Annotated in this window: 16 protein-coding genes and 1 pseudogene; 9 read left to right on the top strand and 8 right to left on the bottom strand. The window is 69.3% G+C overall.

Going from position 1 to position 18176, the window contains the following annotated elements:
• Nucleotides 1-337 precede the first annotated feature (337 nt).
• On the top strand, nucleotides 338-460 hold the full coding sequence (locus tag ACIQRL_RS31840) for a hypothetical protein (RefSeq protein WP_401338012.1): 123 nt from the start codon (nucleotides 338-340) through the stop codon (nucleotides 458-460).
• A 193-nt stretch (nucleotides 461-653) separates the two neighbouring features.
• Nucleotides 654-1193 carry a GNAT family N-acetyltransferase gene (locus tag ACIQRL_RS31835; RefSeq protein WP_401338010.1) on the top strand — a complete coding sequence of 180 codons (540 nt, stop codon included), beginning with the start codon at nucleotides 654-656 and terminating at the stop codon, nucleotides 1191-1193.
• A gap of 177 nt (nucleotides 1194-1370) precedes the next feature.
• On the opposite strand, the gene ACIQRL_RS31830 is transcribed toward ACIQRL_RS31835, so the two are convergent.
• On the bottom strand, nucleotides 1371-2483 hold the full coding sequence (locus ACIQRL_RS31830; RefSeq protein ID WP_401338008.1) for an ABC transporter substrate-binding protein: 1113 nt from the start codon (nucleotides 2481-2483) through the stop codon (nucleotides 1371-1373).
• A 193-nt stretch (nucleotides 2484-2676) separates the two neighbouring features.
• Here ACIQRL_RS31830 and ACIQRL_RS31825 point away from each other — a divergent pair, with 193 nt between their 5' ends.
• Nucleotides 2677-3354, top strand: a complete 678-nt coding sequence (locus ACIQRL_RS31825) for an RNA polymerase sigma factor (protein WP_401338006.1) — start codon at nucleotides 2677-2679, stop codon at nucleotides 3352-3354.
• A 534-nt stretch (nucleotides 3355-3888) separates the two neighbouring features.
• Nucleotides 3889-5193 carry an MFS transporter gene (locus tag ACIQRL_RS31820; protein ID WP_401338004.1) on the top strand — a complete coding sequence of 435 codons (1305 nt, stop codon included), beginning with the start codon at nucleotides 3889-3891 and terminating at the stop codon, nucleotides 5191-5193.
• A 251-nt stretch (nucleotides 5194-5444) separates the two neighbouring features.
• Here ACIQRL_RS31820 and ACIQRL_RS31815 read toward each other — a convergent pair whose 3' ends face one another.
• The 4 genes from ACIQRL_RS31815 to ACIQRL_RS31800 all read right to left on the bottom strand — a co-directional run bounded on the left by ACIQRL_RS31815 (nucleotide 5445) and on the right by ACIQRL_RS31800 (nucleotide 7939).
• Nucleotides 5445-5960, bottom strand: coding sequence for a hypothetical protein (locus ACIQRL_RS31815; RefSeq protein ID WP_401338003.1), 516 nt, complete (start codon nucleotides 5958-5960; stop codon nucleotides 5445-5447).
• A gap of 228 nt (nucleotides 5961-6188) precedes the next feature.
• Nucleotides 6189-6512 carry a cupin domain-containing protein gene (locus ACIQRL_RS31810; RefSeq protein ID WP_401338001.1) on the bottom strand — a complete coding sequence of 108 codons (324 nt, stop codon included), beginning with the start codon at nucleotides 6510-6512 and terminating at the stop codon, nucleotides 6189-6191.
• Nucleotides 6513-6629: 117 nt separating this feature from the next.
• Nucleotides 6630-6971 (bottom strand): hypothetical protein, encoded by a 342-nt coding sequence (locus ACIQRL_RS31805; RefSeq protein ID WP_401337999.1) that lies wholly within the window; start codon nucleotides 6969-6971, stop codon nucleotides 6630-6632.
• Nucleotides 6972-7018: 47 nt separating this feature from the next.
• The gene (locus tag ACIQRL_RS31800) at nucleotides 7019-7939 is read right to left on the bottom strand and encodes a phytoene/squalene synthase family protein (RefSeq protein WP_401337997.1); all 921 of its coding nucleotides are present in this window, start codon (nucleotides 7937-7939) and stop codon (nucleotides 7019-7021) included.
• A gap of 860 nt (nucleotides 7940-8799) precedes the next feature.
• Between ACIQRL_RS31800 and ACIQRL_RS31795 the strand changes: the two genes are divergently transcribed.
• Together ACIQRL_RS31795 and ACIQRL_RS31790 are read left to right on the top strand one after the other, a co-directional pair.
• A complete protein-coding gene (locus tag ACIQRL_RS31795; RefSeq protein WP_401337995.1) occupies nucleotides 8800-9165 on the top strand; it encodes a hypothetical protein in 366 nt (121 codons plus the stop codon).
• A gap of 343 nt (nucleotides 9166-9508) precedes the next feature.
• Nucleotides 9509-10444, top strand: a complete 936-nt coding sequence (locus tag ACIQRL_RS31790; protein ID WP_401337993.1) for an NAD-dependent protein deacetylase — start codon at nucleotides 9509-9511, stop codon at nucleotides 10442-10444.
• A 176-nt stretch (nucleotides 10445-10620) separates the two neighbouring features.
• Here the strand turns inward: ACIQRL_RS31790 and ACIQRL_RS31785 are convergent, their stop codons facing one another.
• On the bottom strand, nucleotides 10621-11364 hold the full coding sequence (locus ACIQRL_RS31785) for a TetR/AcrR family transcriptional regulator (protein ID WP_401337991.1): 744 nt from the start codon (nucleotides 11362-11364) through the stop codon (nucleotides 10621-10623).
• Between the two features lie 124 nt (nucleotides 11365-11488).
• Between ACIQRL_RS31785 and ACIQRL_RS31780 the strand changes: the two genes are divergently transcribed.
• Nucleotides 11489-12712: a saccharopine dehydrogenase family protein gene (locus ACIQRL_RS31780; RefSeq protein ID WP_401337989.1), complete on the top strand. Its 1224-nt coding sequence runs from the start codon at nucleotides 11489-11491 to the stop codon at nucleotides 12710-12712.
• Between the two features lie 163 nt (nucleotides 12713-12875).
• Here ACIQRL_RS31780 and ACIQRL_RS31775 read toward each other — a convergent pair whose 3' ends face one another.
• Entirely contained in the window at nucleotides 12876-13229 is a 354-nt protein-coding gene (locus ACIQRL_RS31775) for a VOC family protein (protein ID WP_401337987.1), read from the bottom strand.
• Between the two features lie 287 nt (nucleotides 13230-13516).
• Between ACIQRL_RS31775 and ACIQRL_RS31770 the strand changes: the two are divergent.
• Together ACIQRL_RS31770 and thpR are read left to right on the top strand one after the other, a co-directional pair.
• Nucleotides 13517-13733, top strand: a pseudogene (locus ACIQRL_RS31770) (VWA domain-containing protein); the annotation flags it as partial.
• A 196-nt stretch (nucleotides 13734-13929) separates the two neighbouring features.
• Entirely contained in the window at nucleotides 13930-14538 is a 609-nt protein-coding gene (thpR, locus tag ACIQRL_RS31765) for an RNA 2',3'-cyclic phosphodiesterase (protein ID WP_401337985.1), read from the top strand.
• 205 nt (nucleotides 14539-14743) lie between these two features.
• Here the strand turns inward: thpR and ACIQRL_RS31760 are convergent, their stop codons facing one another.
• Nucleotides 14744-17944 carry a TIM-barrel domain-containing protein gene (locus tag ACIQRL_RS31760; RefSeq protein WP_401338232.1) on the bottom strand — a complete coding sequence of 1067 codons (3201 nt, stop codon included), beginning with the start codon at nucleotides 17942-17944 and terminating at the stop codon, nucleotides 14744-14746.
• Nucleotides 17945-18176: the final 232 nt, after the last annotated feature.

Raw genomic sequence — 18176 nt, 5'->3', positions numbered from 1 at the left:
GTGGTCTTCGGCATGCGCGGGCTGCCGAAGACCTATGACACCACGACGGCTTGGGTGTGCCTGTATTTCACCGGGGCCGGCGCGTTCTTCGGCCTGTTGGCAGCGTCGACCCGGTCGCGCCGGCTGGGCGGCGAGAAGCACCAGTTCGAGGGCGCGGTCCCCCTGACGAACCCAGAGGCGACAGTCCCCGCCTCGCGGGAATCTCTGCGCCGCAGTTTCGACGGAGGTTTCATCGTCATCGTCGCGCTGCCGAGCCTGGTCTGCGGCCTGCTATGGGGTCCCTGGGCCCTCCTCTGCTCGCAGAGCCTCTTTCGCGCCGGAGCGGATCGCCAAGGGCGTGGGCGCGTTCTTCTGGGAGCGGCGCCACGGTGTGGTCCTGTGGCGTGGCCGGGTCGAGGAACAGCCCCTCGGCAAGGGCCGGTACCTCTGTTCCTCGCCACGGATGGCGACCGCCGACTGACTGCGGTCCATCCGTCATCGCGCGTCATGGCCTGCCCAAGTCGATGCTCACCTGAGAAGGGGGAGACGTCCCGTCCCTGGCAGGCGTGGCTTGTAGGACCGGGACGCGTTGGGTGGGGGTGAGGCCCGGGCGGGTGGCTGGATCGGTCCGCGAGTCTTGATCGCCGCCGAAGCCCGCTGATTGGCTTGCCGGCATGACCGACCTAGGACCCGTCGCCTGGCCACCTGCCCCGATCAAGACCGAGCGGCTCGTGCTCCGCGCGCCCGAGGCCCGGGACCGTGCGGCGTTCATCGAGTTGCTCGCGTCGCCGGAGGTGCACACCTACCTCGGCGGCCCCCGGCCGCGTGAAGAGCTTGACCGTGATACGCCTGAGGTACCCGAGCGGTGGCCCGGCAGCTTCGTCGTTGATCTCGACGGGTCGATGATCGGCCAGATCCTGCTCAGGAGAGCACCGGGGCATCGTCGCCCGGCCGGCGCGGGGAAGGTCGATCTCGGCTACCTGTTCCTGCCGCGGGCCTGGGGATTCGGCTACGCCGCCGAGGCGTACGCGGCGGCACTCGACTGGTTCGCCGGCGTACGTCCCGGCGAGCCGGTGGTGCTCGCCACCCAGACCGCCAACGTCGGCTCGATGCGACTCGCGGCGAAGCTGGGGTTCCTTGAGGTGGAGCGGTTCGATGCCTGGGGCGCCGAGCAGTGGCTCGGCATGTGGTCCCCGGTGACGCCGTCCGACTGAGCTCGGTCCCGATCCCGACAGTGAGGATCCCAACTCGGCAGCGCTGCTGGGACGGAGCCCTGCGCGGTGGAAAGCCCTGAACATCTCACCCGGCGGAGGCGGCCGAACTCCTCCCGAACCATGCGTTGGACGGTGGCCCCCGGGTCGTAGGGCGACCCCGCAGACCTCCCTGCGAGCTCAGCCGGAGTGAAGGATCCGAAAGCGACCGAGTTCCGCCGGGTCTCGATCGGCGACGTGGATCGGCGGCCAAGCCCACTGCCAAACGCTGATACCCGGCGTGCGGGAGAGCCGGATCTGCCCGCGGGTGCCTTCGACGGCGACGTGCGGCCAGGATGCGGCCGTGCGCGCCCGGACCGTGCCGTGAGAACGCAGCACGTCGGCGAGGACGGTGACCGTGTCGTAGCCCTCGAACGCGACGAAGGAGGGTGCTTCGGCCAGCCGCTCGCGCAGAGCTGTCGCGACGCGTACGCCCAGAGGGCTCAGGCGCTCGGGCAGGTAGCGCAAGAACGGAATCGCGGCACCGTCCTCGCCCAGCAGCCTCGCCCATTCGGCGAACTCCGGTTGCCCGGCCGGAGCCCCGATCATGAGCTCGGCGAGGCGCCGGTCACGGCGGACAGACGTGACGATCGACACGGCCGGCTCCGGGTTGCCGACCAGAAGAAGGAGGACTGTCGCACGATGGTCCACGAGTGCGTCGCACACGGCCGCGGGGGTGAGGCCGCGCATGTCGAGTTCGATGACGGTGCCCCCGCGTGGAGCGAGGTGGTCCCGCAGGACGCGAGCCCCGGATGCCCAGTAGACACTCGGCTCGGCCGCTACGGCGATTCGGTTGTGGCCCGCGCCGCGAAGGAAGTCCGCGTAGATCTTCCAGCCTTGGGACTGCGCCGGGGCGAGGCGGGCGACCCATTCCGTCGGCTCTTCGGTGAGCGCGTCGAGAACCGCTGACGAGCAGAGGAACGGCAGGCCGAGGGCGTCCGCCCTGGCGGCAGCGGCGCGGGCGACGACGCTGTGATACTCCCCCGCCAAGGCAGCCACGCCCAGGCGAGCCAATTCGTCTACGGCCGCCACGGCCCTGTTCGGATCAGCCGCGGTGTCCCGGACCACCAGTTCAAGTGGTCTTCCGGCGATCCCGCCGGCGTCGTTGACTTCGCGAACGGCCAACTCGAGTCCGGCCAGCAGGTGTCGGCCCGCCTCGACCCAGCCGGGCCGAGTCAGTGGAACGAGAGCGCCGATCCGGACGGATGATCCCTCAGTCCGCCCCGCTGCAGGCGACGTTGGTGGCGTATTCATGTGGTGGTGTCTCCCATGTGACGATCAGGTGGCAGTCTGCCCGGTTCGCAGGGGGGGGCATGGCCCAGCGGTGCACGTGCAATCCGTCCACTCATCCGGCCGTGACGGCCGGCCATTGCGAAGAAGAAGATCGGCTGCGCGGATCCCCTTCCGGCTCCCAGGAGCGAGTGAGCTGCCGGAGAGGCTGCGCGCGGTGCTCGGCGTGATCCATCTGCTCTTCACCGCCGGTCACACGGCGCCGTCCGGAGCGGAGCTGATGCGTACGGATCTGGTGGACCAGTCGCTGCGGCTGACCCGGATGCTGCGGGAGCTGATGCCCGACGAGCGGGAGGTGCGGGGGCTGCTCGCCCTGCTCCTGGTCACCGACGCCCGGCGCGCCACCCGGGTCGACGCGGACGGGCGTCTGCTGCGGCTGGAGGACCAGGATCGATCACGCTGGGACCGCTCCGCGATGGCCGAGGCGCACGACCTGATCATGGACGGGCTGCACGGCGGGCGACCGGGCCGCTACGTCCTTCAGGCGGCGATCGCCTCGCTCCACGCCGAGGCGCCGTCGTACGACCGTACGAACTGGCCACAGATCGTGATCCTGTACGACGAGTTGCTGTCGGTGTGGCCGTCGCCGGTGGTGGCGTTGAACCGCACGGTGGCGGTGTCGATGGTCTCCGGTCCGGCACGGGCGCTGGAAGAGGTCGCGGAGCTGGAGAAGACGGCCGACTCGCTGCATACCAGTACCTACCGGCGATCAAGGCGGACCTCCTGGATCGGCTGGGCCGCTCGGAGGAGGCCTCGATCGCCTGCCTTCAGGCACTGGAGTTGGCCGGAAACGACGCCGAGCGCGCCTTCCTGGCCGAACGCCTCACCGCTGTGAATCGGCCATGACCGATCATTTCGGAAGGGGAACGCCGCGTCGTCCGAGGGTCGCGGGCCAGTGACGCGACGCCCGCCGCCTCGGCTGCCCGGATCGCGGCTGCTGGACGTGGTGGGCTGGGTCACAGTCGCCGCAGACCTGCGGCCTGGGACCCGGCGTAGTAGGCCATGGCAGTGCGCCGCAACGTACACCTCGCGGCCATGCCCCTGCCAACGGCAGAACCCACACCGTCGTCGCGCCCGGGCCACTGATAGAGGTCGCCGACACCGGGCCGACCCACCGGGCCACCGTGCCCTGACACCGTACGACCGGGCGCCAGGGGCGCGAGGCTGAGGCCGCGGACCGTCGCCCGCCTCGCTGCTCGTCTCTGAGCGAGGTACGCGTGCCACGGTACGGGCGACCGTGCTGGTACAACAGACGCTTGCGGCTCGCCGCCGGGTCGGTGGTTTGATCGTCCCGCTTCGGCGTTGATGTGATGCACAGCGACAGCGATCGAACGGCGTGTCGTGTCAGTACGAGAGAAGGGTGCGAGGGTTGATAGCGCGGCGATCCCTGGGGCGGCGGTTCGGCTGGCTGTGGGCGGCCTATGCGGTGAGCGCCTACGGGTCCGGGCTGGGGTTCGGGGCATTCCCGCTGATCGCCGTGCTGGCGTTGCACGCCGGCCCCGCCGAGGTGTCCGCGTTGTCCGCCGTGGGACCCGCGGTGGGCGCGCTGATCGCGCTGCCCCTCGCGCCATGGGTGGAGTTTCGGCGCAAGCGTCCGGTCATGATCGCGATGGACCTGGCCCGGTTCGGGGTGATGGCGACGATCCCGGTCGCCTACGCCTTCGGCCGGCTCAGTTTTGTCCAGTTGCTCGTCGTCTCGGCCGTGGTCGCCGCGGCCAAGATCGCCTTCAACGCGGCCAGCGGCGCCTACCTCAAGGCCCTCGTCAAGCCGGACGACCTGCTCGTGGCCAACGCGCGGTTCGAGTCCACGAACTGGAGCTCCATCGCGGTGGGGCCACCGCTGGGCGGGGCGGCGATCGGCCTGTTCGGCCCGGTCGTCACTGTGGTGGCCGACGCAGTCAGCTACCTGCTCTCCGCGCTCGGCATCGCCGCGATCCGCGGCCGAGACGAGGCACCGGAGACAGAAGTACCGCTGACGACCGACAAAAGCCCGGTACGGGCGGGCGCATTGCTCGACGGCTGGCGACACATCCTGGGTGAACCCGATCTGCGGGCGCTCTACCTCAACAACATGCTCGTCTCCGGTCTGATCATGGCCACCGAACCGCTGCTGGCGGTGCTCCTGCTCCGCCAGCTCGGGTTCCCGCCCTGGCAGTACGCCCTCGCCTTCGCCGCTCCCTGTTTCGGCGGACTCATCGGCTCCCGGCTGGCCCGCCGTGTCGTGGCCCGCTACGGCCGGCACGCGGTCTTCCGGACCGTCGGCACCCTGCGTGCCATCTGGCTGATCGGCCTGGCCTTCGTCCGTCCCGGCGTCGTCGGTCTGGTCACCGTGATAGTCGTCGAGCTGGCGATCATCATCAACATGAGCCTGTACACGCCGGTGCTCGCCACCTACCGCCTCGAACGCACCCCCAAGCATCTCGTCGCCCGTACCCTGTCGGCCTGGTCGATCGGCCAGCAGGCCTCCATCGCCGCCCTCACCGCGCTCGGCGGTCTCCTCGCCGACGCCACCGGCCCACGCACCGCTCTCACCGTCGCGGGCCTGCTCATCCTCACCAGCCCCCTGCTCCTGCCCCGCCGCCACCCCACACCCGTAGATGATCGCGAACCAGCCACATCATCCGACCCAGACGCTCGACAACCGATCCAGGGCACTACGCCGGCACAGCCCTGACCGCAAGATCGTCAGGTTCAGGATGTCGGGGTCCGCGTCAGGTGCTGCGCCTCCTGGCCCGGTGATGACAGCGCGCGCACCGGTGGGCCCGCGGGAGGCGGAATGTCGAGGGCGCGTGGGAAACGACTGTGGCGCCCGTCGGCTCGCCCCACCTCAACTGCCTTGGCGGGCACCGGAATTCCGGGTTCCCAACTGGCAACGGCCCAGCCCTTGAGGGGCTGGGCAGCGACTGCTTCAGTGACGGTTGACACTCACCCGCACGAGTTGGCGTGGCTGAAGTCCAGGACCACGCGTTCGGGGCTGTGCAGCTTGGAGACCTTGTACGTGGGCTTGGTCTGGAACGCGGTCGCGAAGGTGACCACCCCTTCGAAGTCCCCCGTCAGGGCGAGACCCTTCAGCTTGGGCAACTGGATCTTCACCAGTCGAGGCCCTCGGTACACGGACCTGCCCGCGCTGTCGTGGGCGGCCGCGGGAGAGAGCCTGGTCTCCAGGAAGTACTTCCCGGCGAGCGGGACCTTCTTCCCCGACGGGTCGTAGTGGAGCGTATTGACCGACTTCACGCTGACGGACGGGGTGCTGCCCTGGACGTCGATGACGAGCCGGTCGTAGGTGCAGTGCCCGGCCCACCGGGCGTTGACGATGCGGGCGGGCGGCGAAGTCTTCGCGGTTGCCTTCGTCTGCGTGGCCGCGGAGGCGGGGACCGTGGCTCCGACGGCGGTGAGAAGGACGCCCGCGACGATGGCTGTGCGGGATGGGTGATGGTGCATGACGCCCCCAGAGGCTCATGGTGAAGGGGACAGACGATTTCACTGTGGGAGACATGTTCGGGGTCCGGATGGTTGCACGGCAAGAGGCATGCTGTTCCGTCCCCACGGATGCGCTGTGCCCTCGGGGCTGGTCAAAGCCCGGCCTCCTCGATTCGACCGCCGCCCTGAGCCCGGCCCCGCCGCAACGGATCATGCCGCGCCGGGCACCTGGGATCCGGCAGTTCCCTGCTAGCGACCGCCCTGATCGGGTGCCACGGCGGGAACGGCGTGCTTGAGTTCGATCTCGACGAAGGCAAGATGTGCCGCGCCGATGTTGACGACGTCGTGGGCCCCTCCGGCCGGGCGCGCGTAGGACTGACCCGCTTCGAGTACGGAATCGGTCCCGGCCCCGTCGGGGCCGAGTGCGCGAATGTGACCGTCGGTCACGGGGACGACGACGTAGTCGTATGCGTGGACGTGGTACCCGGTGGCGGTTCCGGGCTCGAAGTCCCAGCGGGTGACGCGAACCTGAGCGTCCTCGTACTGAAGGGTCGGCCGCGCCGTCGTCGTCATGGAAGTACCTCGTCCCGGTCTGTGGTTCCGTCTTCCGCACGCAATAACGGCCGGTCGGTGCGGGCGGCGGCCCGCGTCAGGGCGTCCGTCCGCATGATCGGCCTTGCGAGCCAGACCCTATGTCGCGGCCTGCGGCTTGTCCCCCGTCGGCGGGTGTGCCGGCCGACTCCCGAGCGGGCGCCTCGGCGGCCTGTCCGGACAGGTGTTGGCGTGCAGCAGTGCGGCGTCGACGAGGGTGACCGGGGTGGGCCGGCCGAAGACCGAGGGCACCAGGAGCAGGCCGCGCCCCGCGAGGTGGAGGTCACGGTCGACCGGGTCGGGCGCGGTCAGCACCGAAGGGGACCAGTCGACTGTGGGACGCAGGCTGTGCAGGAGTCCGTCGACGCCGTGCCGGAGCAGGGCGCGACTGCGGGCGGTCCGGTCGGCGTCGACCAGGGCCCGGATCAAGGGCCGGGGCAACTTGACGCCCTCCGTTCCCGAGGGCGCGAGGGAGGTCGGAGAGAGGTCTACCGCGTCCGCCGGGCGGCCCGGTACTGGCGCGCCAACACGCCCAGGAGCGCCGCCACGGACGGACGTGCGCCACCGTCCGCCAGGCCGCCGCCCTTCCGGCTGATCGCACGCAACCGCAGCTCCTGCACCTGGAGCAGGGCGGTGATGAAGGGGCGTGTCTGTCGTGGCACCAGGCTCACCAGAGGCCTGCTTGCGGACAGCCGCCGGTGGGCCAATTCCACCTGTTCTCCGACCAGTTGGTCCAGGCCGGCCCGGACCGCCTTCGTGGGGGCCCGGAGATCTTCGACGGACAGGCCGTGACGCTCCAGGTCCTTGCCCGGGATGCCGACCTGTCCCCGCGCCGCGTCCTCGGCGAGATCGTCGAGAAAGTCGACGCGCTGCATCGCCTCGATGAGATCCCGGCACCGTTGCTCAAACACCTCGGCGTCCGCCGTGTCGCTCAGCTCCAGCAGACAGGCGAGGAGCATGAAAGCGGGCAGCGAGTACCCGTCGATGTAGGCCTGCAGTTCGTCCTCGGTGTCGAAACCGTCGTACTCGACCTCCTGACGCGCTCCCCGCAGGAAGTCCTCGACACGAACCTTTAGTTGCGGGTGCCGTGTGGCCGCATCCCCCAGTGTCCTGAGAGTCGCGTCCGTAGGGGTCGCGCCGTCGAGTACCGCCCGAGTGGCGGCCGCCCACTCCCCCAACGCCTTGCCGCGGACTTCACGCGGGCCGGTGTCGACACGCTGGTCCGTCTCGTGCATGAAGGCAACTGCGGCGATGACCGGCGGGTGCAGGCGCGTCGGCAACAGAAGCCGGACGGTCAGAAACTCCTCAGGCTTGAAGCGCCGGACAAAGATGCGCTGTTGGCCGTACGCGGTCCGCAGGTCCGACTCGGTGATGCCGGTCTGGCGCAGCGTGCGGGTCCACGTGGGCATGTCGCGTTCCTTAAGGAGCATGTGGTTGTCACTGGGTCAGCAGCGTGCGCGTCCCGGTCGACCTGCGTCGCCACCTCGCACCAGCAGGGGCGAGCGAACGCACCGGTAAGCAGGATCAACGGACCACCGTACGATGCCATGTGTGATCAAGGAAATGCCCCTTCGTCCGGTCGAAGCCCCATGGCCGTCCGATGATTCTCCCCGTGGCCGCGCCGGCCGCGCAGGACCCCATCGGTGGTGGCGATGAAGCCCGTGTCACACCCCCATGGCCGTTGGACGTCGTCTCGGTCTTTCCGGAGCTCGCAGAACATGCGAGAACATGCGTCCGGCGAATCCCGGGCCTCGTGACAGTTCGGTGGGCGGACCCTTGGCCTCGCCGGTGGACGAGGCATGGCCGACCTGCCCAGGTGGCAGGCATCTGATGCACACACAGCCCCACCGCCCCGCGAACGTACGGGGCGAGCGATCGACGAGGTTCGCCTACCACGGTGAAATCACCTGGGCCGACATACCCGCCGACACCGGGTGGCCCCTGCTGCCCGTCATGCAGGTGTACGCCATGACGTTCCCTGGTGCGACGGCTTTCCTAGGGGTACGGACGTCCTGCAGATCCTGTGGTGCCCGTTCCAGCATTTCTACGTCGACGGGTCGGTCCCCTACAACGGCATCGCCGGTCCGTGGGTCCAGATCCGCTACCGCAGCGTCGGCGACCTGGGCGACCGCTTCCTCCCGCCACCGGAGCCGCCGGCTGTCGGCGAGGCCGGCTATCTGCCCACCCCGTGCCTGCTGAGGCCGGAGCCGGTGACCGAGTATCCGCATCCCGGCGCCTTGGGCGAAGAGTTCGAGACGAGCGTCGAGGATTGGGAGCAGGCGACCTTCCCCCACCCCGACTACCCGAGGAGTGCGAAGCCCGCTGCTCCTGGGACCTGTCGACAGCCCCGGGCTGGAAGCTCGGCGGCCATGAGCCGTGGAACCACCAGGGCTATGACGGGCCGGTACGGTGCGGCACATGCGGCAGCGAGATGCGCTTCGTGGCCGCGATCGCCAGCCAGGAGTGGAACGGCGGCAGGGAGAGCTGGGCGCCCGTCGGCTCTCTCGACGCAAGTCCGGACGTTCTGCGTCGGCATCGGGAGGCGACAGATGTCGTACTCGGGAATCGGGAGACCATGCGTGTCTTCGCTTGCCCGCTCGACGTGGACCACCCGGTCATCAGCGACCTGATGTAGCGGCCGCAGCGCCCGGCCTTGTCACTGCTTCTCCAGGCCGCGGCCTGCTGCGGCGCGCTCGACCAGTCGGCCGCGTCCGAAGCGGGATCCGGCACGCGTGCGCTGGACGAGGTGAGCGCCGTTCACGGTCCGGTGGCGAGCCCCGGGCGGACTCGACGAGCTCGATGACTCCGGGGAGCGCGGCGGCGCGGAAGCCTGCACCCGTAGGACGGCGGGAGCCGGCGCCCTTGACGAGGGCAGGAGCCGGAACGCCTGGGTGACGGCACGAGCCGGACCCCCTTGGTGACCTTGGTCGATGACTTGCCGGCCCACACACCTGTCATCGGGTTCGTACCCTGGGGACATGCGAATGCGCCCCACTCTGACTTGGACCCCTGCCGAGGACCTGCCGCCGGGCACCACGGATCTGGAGCCGGTCTCCGACGCACTGAGCACCGGCGGTGTTCTTGTGCTCAGCGGAGCGGGAATCTCCACGGAATCAGGCATCCCCGACTATCGGGGCCCGGGCGGAAGCCTGAGTCGGCACACCCCGATGACCTACCAGGACTTCACAGCGAGCGCCCAGGCCCGTCGGCGGTACTGGGCGCGCAGCCACCTCGGCTGGCGGACCTTCGGCCGGGCCCGTCCCAACGACGGGCACCGGGCCGTGGCCGCGTTCGGGCGGCACGGCCTGCTCTCCGGGGTGATCACCCAGAACGTCGACGGTCTGCACCAGGCCGTCGGCAGCCAGGGCGTCGTGGAACTCCACGGAGGCCTGGACCGGGTCGTCTGCCTTTCCTGCGGCACCTCCAGCCAGCGCCGCGAACTCGCCCGGCTGCTGGAGAAGGCCAATCCGGGCTTCGCACCGGCGGCCGCCGCGATCAACCCGGACGGCGACGCCGACCTCACCGACGAACAGGTCGGGGACTTCCGCGTGGTGCCGTGCACGGCCTGCGGAGGCATCCTCAAACCAGACGTGGTGTTCTTCGGCGAAACCGTTCCGCCGTCGCGGGTCGAGCACTGCCGCCGACTGGTTCGTGAGGCGACTTCGCTCCTGGTCCTGGGTTCCTCACTGACGGTGATGTCTGGGCTACGGTTCGTCCGCCAGGCGGCTCAGGCCGGGACGCCGGTGGTGATCGTCAACCGGGACCCGACCCGGGGCGACCAGCACGCCCTCACTCGAATCGCACTCCCGCTGGGAACAGCCCTCACCACCGTGGCCGACCGGTTGGGCATCCCCCTCGACGAAGCGGCGACGGCCGCCTCACCGGCACAGGACGGCCCGCCAGCGCGCCCATGAGTGCGACGGCGCTCGAGCGCGACGGCTGACGGCTGACGGCTGACGGCTGACGGCTGACGGCTGACGGCTGACGGCTGACGGCTGACGGCTGACGGCTGACGGCTGACGGCTGACGGCACCACTGTGCCGCCTTTCCCACGGGAAAAATGTCACCACCGTTGGCATAAGCCTCGGAGTCAGGGCTTTCGGGTGCTTGCGGCGTGCGGGTATCGCCGGGCGCGGGCCCAGACGAGTTGCTCCGCCGCGCTGTTCAGCAGCGTGTCCAGGACGACGGGATAGGCGCTGTGGGTCATCCGCCCGGCCAGGAGCCGCGCGGTGGCCGCGATGTGCGGGTGCGTGTCGGCGGGCAGCTGGGCGTACGTGGAGTTCCACATCTCCTCGTCCGCCGCGCGGGCCTCGTCCGTCAGCGCCAGCGACCCGGCGTCCAGGGCCGCGAAGGCCAGCGTGAGGTCGATGAACGCGTGGTAGACGACGACCGCGTCCGCGTCCGGGAACCCCGCGGTGCGGAGGGTGCCCAGGATCGTCTCGTCCACCGCGATCTCCCGTGGCCGGCCGGTGACTCGGCTGGCGGTCAGCACAGCGGCCTGGGGATGGGCGAGGTAGGAGGCGTGAATCGCCTGGCCGAGGGCCCGCAGGTCGGACCGCCACTCTCCGGTGGCCTTCCAGGTGTCCAGCGCCCGCCCCATCAGCTCCTCGCCGATGGCCCTGGTCAGGTCGTCCAGACCGGCGAAGTACCGGTAGAGCGTGCTGGGGTCGGCACCGAGGACCGCGCCCAGCCTGCGTGCCGTCAGCCCGGTACTGCCGTGCTCTCGCAGCATCCGCAGCGCCGTCTCCACGATCAGCTTCTCGGACAGCACGGTGCCCTGCCTCGTCGGCCGGCGCCTGCGCCGTGCCGCCTCCGGCACCACTTGTTTCGCCACGCCTGCTCTCCCTGCCGACCCCGCACCAACTCTTATGCCAACATCGTTGACCTTAACCCAGGGCATCCCGTTGCATCTGTCCAAGCCCGGAGGCGTTCGTCTCCGGCAACGAAAGGTGTGTGACATGCGAGTTCTTCTCGTGGGCGCGGGCGGTGTGGGCACGGCCGTCACACGGATCGCGGCCCGTCGCGACTTCCTGACCCACATGGTCGTAGCGGACTACGACCTCGCACGCGCCGAGGCGGCCGTCGCGGCGCTGAAGGAACACGGGGACCGCTTCAGCGCGAGACGCCTGGACGCCTCCGACGAGGACGCGGTACGTCGGGCGCTCACCGAGGAGAGGTGCGACGCCCTGCTCAACGCGACCGATCCGCGGTTCGTGATGCCACTGTTCAACGCGGCCCTCGCGGCGGGCACGCACTATCTCGACATGGCGATGTCCCTGTCCGCGCCGCACGCCACCCACCCGTACGAGCGATGCGGGGTCAAGCTCGGCGACGCGCAGTTCGAACAGGCCGAAGCGTGGGAGCGGTCCGGGCGGCTGGCCCTGGTCGGCATGGGCGTGGAGCCGGGCCTGTCGGACGTCTTCGCCCGGTACGCGGCCGATGAACTCTTCGACCAGATCGAGGAGATCGGCGTCCGCGACGGCGCCAACCTGACGGTCGAAGGCTACGACTTCGCCCCGTCGTTCAGTATCTGGACGACCATCGAGGAGTGCCTGAATCCCCCGGTGGTCTACGAGAAGGATCGCGGCTGGTTCACCACCGAACCCTTCAGCGAACCTGAGGTCTTCGACTTCCCCGAGGGCATCGGCCCGGTGGAGTGCGTCAACGTCGAGCACGAGGAGGTCCTGCTCATCCCCCGCTGGGTCGACGCCCGCCGGGTGACGTTCAAGTACGGCCTCGGCGACGACTTCATCGACAAGCTGAAGACCCTCCACGAGCTGGGCCTGGACGCCACCAAGAAGGTCACCGTCCCCTCGGAGAACGGGCCGGTGGCGGTCTCCCCGCGCGACGTGGTCGCCGCCTGCCTGCCCGACCCGGCCACGCTGGGCGACCGTATGACCGGCAAGACGTGCGCGGGCACCTGGGTCAAGGGCACCAAGGACGGCGCGGCCCGCGAGGTCTACCTCTATCACGTGGTCGACAACCAGTGGTCGATGCGTGAGTACGGATCGCAGGCGGTGGTGTGGCAGACCGCCGTCAACCCTGTCATCGCCCTCGAACTCGTCGCGGGTGGTGCCTGGTCGGCCGGTGGCGTCCTCGGCCCGGAAGCCCTGCCACCGCGCCCCTTCCTCGACCTGCTCACCGAGTACGGCTCGCCCTGGGGGCTGCGCGAGGAGGGCTGACGACCGGCGCGGGCCACGAGCCGAGGAGCGGCCGGCCGGCTCCTCGGCAGGGGTCCCGGCCGTTCGCCCGAGGCCTACCAGCGGTTCGCTGAGGGCCGCTTCGAGGTTCCCGTGGACGGGGAGCTCAGCGCGCTGGAGCGCGGCGGAATCGGTGTCGGCGCTGTCAGGCAGGTTGCCACAGCTCGACCCGATTGCCCTCGGGATCGATGACCCAGCCGAAACGACCGACACCGTCCATGTCCTGCGTCTCCGGCGCCACCTCGGCTCCCTTCGCACGCAATTGCGCGAGCATCGCGTCCAGGTCGCGAACCCGGAAGTTGAGCATGGTCCGCTGGGCGAGGGACCCGAAGTAGTCACTCTCGGACTCGAACGTCGCGAACACGGTCGGCCCCGCTCCCTGACGCCACAGGCCGTTCTCATCGGCGTCGAGGCCCAGGCAATCGCGATACCACGCGCCCAGGGCCGTCGGGTCGGCAGCCCGCAGGAAGTATCCACCGATTCCAAGCACTCGTTCCATGCCGCCATGGTGCCAGGACGGCGCTCGGGCATGGTGGCACCACACCAACGCCCGCTTCCCACGGTCGTCTCCATCGCTCGGGACCTCGCAACCCGCGTCGAGCCGACAGGACGAGTGGACAACGGCATCCCAACTGCCCTACCACCGGCGGCACAGGCCCTGCTCGACGCCTGCGCCGCAGAGCTGGACCCATGCACCCGCCTGCGTACGGCCGGAAGCCATCCCGCGGCACGGTCACGACCACGAAGATGAGGACCGCAACCCGACGAAGGAGTAGTGCACGTGGTCAGTTCATCGGCTTCGGCGACCCCGACGACAACGAGTTCGCCTTCCTCCGCAAGCTCGACGATCTGGCCGTACCCAGACATCGCGTCGTCGACAACGCGCTTCTTCCACGCCGGCCCTGATCCGCGCACCGTGCCTGACGATCTGCTCTACGACCGGCTTCTGCAAGAGTTCCCCGACTGGCTCTTGTCCGCGCGTACCGCTCAGGTCCTACGGTGAGAGCCTGACCCGATCCGCCCCGCATGGCCGACTCCTCCACCCCAGGTCGATACTCGCCCGGCTGCCCGTTCTCATGTCCGTACGGAGGAGTTCGACAGCATCTCCTCGCTCCGGCGGGAAGCCCGACGGCTGCTTGACCTGGGGCCGGTCTGCCATGGCGAAGGGCCGGGGCGCCATCAGAGATGGCAGGTGCGGTATGAAGTCTGGTGTGAACGATCAGACCCAGACCGCGACCGTTCGCGTGTTCATCGCTCTTGCTCCGCCTGACCACGCGAAAGAAGAACTGGCCCGGGAGCTGCGCCCCGCCTACGCAACGCACCCTCGCATGCGGTGGAACCGGATCGAGGACTGGCACATCACCCTGGCGTTCCTGGGAGAACTGCCGGTCGAGACGGTTCCACTCCTGCGTCCGCCCCTCGCCGATCTCGCGGCGGACCACCCACGACTCGCCTTGGCACTGCGCGGCAGCGGTAACTTCGACGACCGCGTGCTGTGGAGCGGAATCGACGGGGACCTCGATGAGCTGCACAAACTCGCCGCCGATGTGCGTACCGTCGTCAAGGATTGCGGGATCTCTTTCGAAGACCGCCCGTTTCGCCCCCATCTGACGTTGGCCCGCGCCCGCAGAGGAGACCGGTCCTCGACCGAGGAAATCGCCCAAGGGTTCGCCGAGTTCACCGGCCGCCCGTGGCCTGCCGAACGTCTGCACCTGGTCGGCAGCAACATCGGCCGTAGCAGCGGACCGATCCACTACCGCGACATCGAGGCCTGGCCCCTCGGCGACGAGAGTTCCACTTCCCCTTGAACGACACCAACCGCGCCTGGGGCGACGGGCAAACCCTGAGGTGACCGCCGTCGGCAGAACTCTGGTGGCCTCGCATGCGCAAGCCGCTGCCCGTCCATCGGCAGGCGATGGACGGGCAGCGGTGTCGACGATGTTCAGGAGGTGCGGGCCGACGGCCTGTGTCCATCGGCCCGGCGGAGCGCGTCACCTCCTGGGGGGTGCCTTCCTACTGGAAAGTGACGGTGATCGGCGTGTGCACGCTGTGGCGTGGGAGTGTGATGGTCAGAACCTTCGAGGTGCTGTCCCAGTGGTACGCGTGCGGGGACAGTTGCACGCCGGTCGCCGAGACCTTGGTGGGTGCCTGCGTCCCCAGGAGGGAGAGGGTCCACTGGCGGGTCTGCACCTGACCGGGGAAGGAACCCCGCGTCGGACGGATCGACACAGTGCGGCGCGTGCCGTGCTGCCTGTATTGGATGGTCGTCGTGGCGCTCTGGTTCTTGTGTTTGGTGGTGCCGTTGTCCTCGTAGAGGTGGAACGAGCCCGACGCACCTGCGGCCACGGTGAGCGTGACGTCGGTCAGCGGGTTTCGGTCGTTGCTGGACACATTGTGCGTGCGGGTGGGCAGGATGCCGCCCGCCTTGATGAATACCGGCATCGAGTTCAGGTCGGTGGTCACCTCCTGGGTGCGGCCGCCGGTGTAGGTCTCGCCGGTGAAGTAGTCGGTCCACTGGCCGGGCGGGAGCCATACCGAGGTGGTGGCCGAGGCGCCCGGCGTCGTCACGGGGGCGACCAGGATGTCGGAGCCGTAGAAGTACTCGCTGTTCGCGGCGGCGTACGCCTGGGGCTCGTCGGGGTACTCCAGGTAGGTGGGGCGGACGATGGGCACGCCGGTGCGGTTCGCCTCCTCGGCGAGCGTGTAGGTGTAAGGCACCAGGTTCTCGCGGAGATTGAGGAACTTGTCGGCCGACTGCCGGGCCGCCGCGCCGTACTGCCAGGGCAGTCGGTCGCTGTGGTTGCTGTGCAGGCGGTCGATGGGCTGGAAGGCGCCGAACTGGACCCAGCGGGCGTACAGGTCGTCGGGCAGTTTGTGGGTCGTGCGGGTCTGCCCGCCTTCGGTGTACGTCTCCGAACCGGTCAGCCCTGTCGTGTCGTTGTGCCCGCCGATGTCGTGGGTGATGGCCGCCATCCCGGTCGCGGCGGACTCCCCCGGGGTGTATCCGACCTCCAGCTTCAATGTGCCCCAGGTCGAGGAGGTGTCGCCGGTGAAGTGGACGGTGGAGCGCTTGTCCGCCCATGGCCCGGTCGGCAGGCCCTGCTGGCCGCTGTACCCGGCCGCCTGCAACGAGCCGTACGCACGCGAGAGGACGAATCCGCGGCCGAGGGTCTCGGCGTCGGCGGTGGCGTACTGCTGGTTGATCCACGCGTCCGGGGTCACGCCCTGCAGTGACGACTGCGATGCGTCGCAGCACCAGTCGAGCCACCAGAAGTCGTTGCCTTGCCGGTCCATGGTCCGGTGCAGGTCCATGTACGCCTTGAGCTGGTCCGGGTCGCCGAAGTCGAAGGTGTAGCAGTTGTTCTCGACGTCGGCGCCCGAGGCGCAACCGCCCTTCGTCAGCCTGCCCTTGGCGGTGGCCTGCGCCTGGGCGAACTGGGGGTCGGACGCGAGGATGCTGGGGTGCACATTGAGGGTGTTGTGCAGGCCCTGGGAAGCCGACCAGTCGAAGAAGCCCTGGGGATCGGGGAACTTGGCGGGATCCATCTCCCAACCGCTCCAGTTGTTCACGGCTTTGAAGTCCGTGTCGGTCACCAGGACGTCCAGCGGGGTGCCTTCGGAGCGGAACGCCGGGAGGATGGTGTTCCGGTAGTCCGCCGCGGTGCGGTCGATGTACTCCGAGTACCAGACGCCGTAAGCCCACTGCGGCAACAGTGCGGGCGGTCCGGTCAGCGTGGCCAGATCGCTGAGTCCCCGCTTGTAGTCGTGTCCGTAGCCGAAGACATAGCCGTCCTGGTAGGGCGTGCCACCGTGGTCGGGGCGGGGCACCGCCTTCTGCGTCGTGGTGTCGTACAGCGCCGAGGGTGTGTCGTCGAGCAGATACCAACCGTCCTGGTTGAGCAGGCCGGGCGTGGTGACGACGGAGTTCTCGTTGCCGGTGACACCGTCGAGGCCTCGGCGGTATCCGCCCAGCGCGAGGTGCGGCGGGGGCGCGGCGGCCCCGGGGGCGGCCACCGAGACGGTGTCGGCGTTGATGTGACAGCTGGCCGCGTCGGGGCAGTTGAGGGTGATGTCGTTCGCACCCGCGGTGAGGGTCACGGGCAGCGACGCCGTCTGCCAGTCGTCCCAGTCCTTAGTCGTGGGGAACGACAAGGTGCCGTTGGTGCCGCCGGCGGACACCGTGGCGGTGCGCTCCTGGTGGAGGCCGTCGCCGCCGATTCCGTTGGCGTAACGCACCCGGAGGGCGTAGACGCCATCGGCGGGCACGCCGACCACATGGGTCGTCAGGCTCGATCCCTGGTGGAGGTCACCGACGAAGCCACTGCCGGCATATCCCTTGTGATCGGTGGCGTCGACCGCCGTGCCGCCGATGCGTCCGGCCTCCGCCTCGCAGCTCACGCCGTACAAGCAGTCGGTGATCGCGGTGCTGGAGACCGGCGGGTACGCGTCGCCGGGACGGACGAGCGCGACGCTGTCGACATTGACATCGCCGGAGTCCGAGGCGGTTCGGGTCAGGGCGAGGGTGTGGTGACCCGCGCCGAGTCGGACACTCGCCGTGGTGACATTCCACGTGTCCCAGTTCGCTGTGGCCGGCAGGGACAGCGTCTGCTGCGCGCCGCCGTCCACGGAGAGCGTCAGGGTGCGGGTCCGGGTCTGGCCGTCACCGCCACGGGAGTTGGCGTACCGCAGGTCGAACTGATACGTCCCAGCGTCTTTGACATCGATGTCAGCGGACGCCGAGCTGCCCGTGCCCTCGAATCCCGCGGCGAAGCCGGTCCCGGTGTGGCCGCCATGGTCGGAGGCGACGGAAAGCCCGTTGAGACGCAGGTTCTCGGCCTCGCACAGTGTGCCGAGCGTGCAGGTCAGACGCTGCCAGGGGGCTGCGGTCACGGGAGCACTGCCCGCAGCCAACTGCACCGAAAGGTTCTGCGCGTTGAACGGCCCGGAGTCGACCTTGTAGCGCAGGCTCATCGCGCTGGTTTGTATGGTGAGCCAGCCGTCGGACGTCCTGGCACTGTAGGCGGCCGGCTCGAACCCGTCGCGGCCGATGGCGTTGAACGTCGGATCGTCGGTGAACTTGCCGTCGCCCGCGTATTCGGTACGGATCAGCGTGGGCGAGAGGATCTCGAAGCGGGCGTCTCCCGAGGAGAGTTCTGGGATTCGCCGGCCGTACGCACCGTCGGCCGACGGTAGGTCAGCGCCTGTCAGTGTCATGGTGGCGGCCACGGCGAGGGCGGCGGCGACGCTTGTCTGCCGCCGTACGGATCTCAGCCGTCGCCTCTTTGAAGCAGTCCTCATGCGCAACATCCGTTCTGCTGGCTGTGAGGGAACCCCGTCTCCGTATGCCGGTTGAGGCCCGGAGCCGGGTTTCCCGCTTGCGGGCGATGTTCGGGCTGCGGCGTCCTCCGGGGGTGCGGCGGTGCGGGAGGAAACCCTGCTCAGACCC

It is taken from the genome of Streptomyces sp. NPDC091209 (assembly GCF_044757755.1).
Taxonomy (GTDB): Bacteria; Actinomycetota; Actinomycetes; order Streptomycetales; family Streptomycetaceae; genus Streptomyces.
Note: the sequence above shows the minus strand (reverse complement) of the source record. Positions and strands in the feature narration are given on the sequence as shown.

Coding starts and splice junctions, on each gene's coding strand:
- ACIQRL_RS31835 (WP_401338010.1), top strand. CDS start 654: ATGACCGACCTAGGACCCGTCGCCTGGCCACCTGCCCCGATCAAGACC.
- ACIQRL_RS31830 (WP_401338008.1), bottom strand. CDS start 2,483: ATGAATACGCCACCAACGTCGCCTGCAGCGGGGCGGACTGAGGGATCA.
- ACIQRL_RS31815 (WP_401338003.1), bottom strand. CDS start 5,960: ATGCACCATCACCCATCCCGCACAGCCATCGTCGCGGGCGTCCTTCTC.
- ACIQRL_RS31810 (WP_401338001.1), bottom strand. CDS start 6,512: ATGACGACGACGGCGCGGCCGACCCTTCAGTACGAGGACGCTCAGGTT.
- ACIQRL_RS31800 (WP_401337997.1), bottom strand. CDS start 7,939: ATGCCCACGTGGACCCGCACGCTGCGCCAGACCGGCATCACCGAGTCG.
- ACIQRL_RS31790 (WP_401337993.1), top strand. CDS start 9,509: ATGCGAATGCGCCCCACTCTGACTTGGACCCCTGCCGAGGACCTGCCG.
- ACIQRL_RS31780 (WP_401337989.1), top strand. CDS start 11,489: ATGCGAGTTCTTCTCGTGGGCGCGGGCGGTGTGGGCACGGCCGTCACA.
- ACIQRL_RS31775 (WP_401337987.1), bottom strand. CDS start 13,229: ATGGAACGAGTGCTTGGAATCGGTGGATACTTCCTGCGGGCTGCCGAC.
- thpR (WP_401337985.1), top strand. CDS start 13,930: ATGAAGTCTGGTGTGAACGATCAGACCCAGACCGCGACCGTTCGCGTG.
- ACIQRL_RS31760 (WP_401338232.1), bottom strand. CDS start 17,944: ATGACACTGACAGGCGCTGACCTACCGTCGGCCGACGGTGCGTACGGC.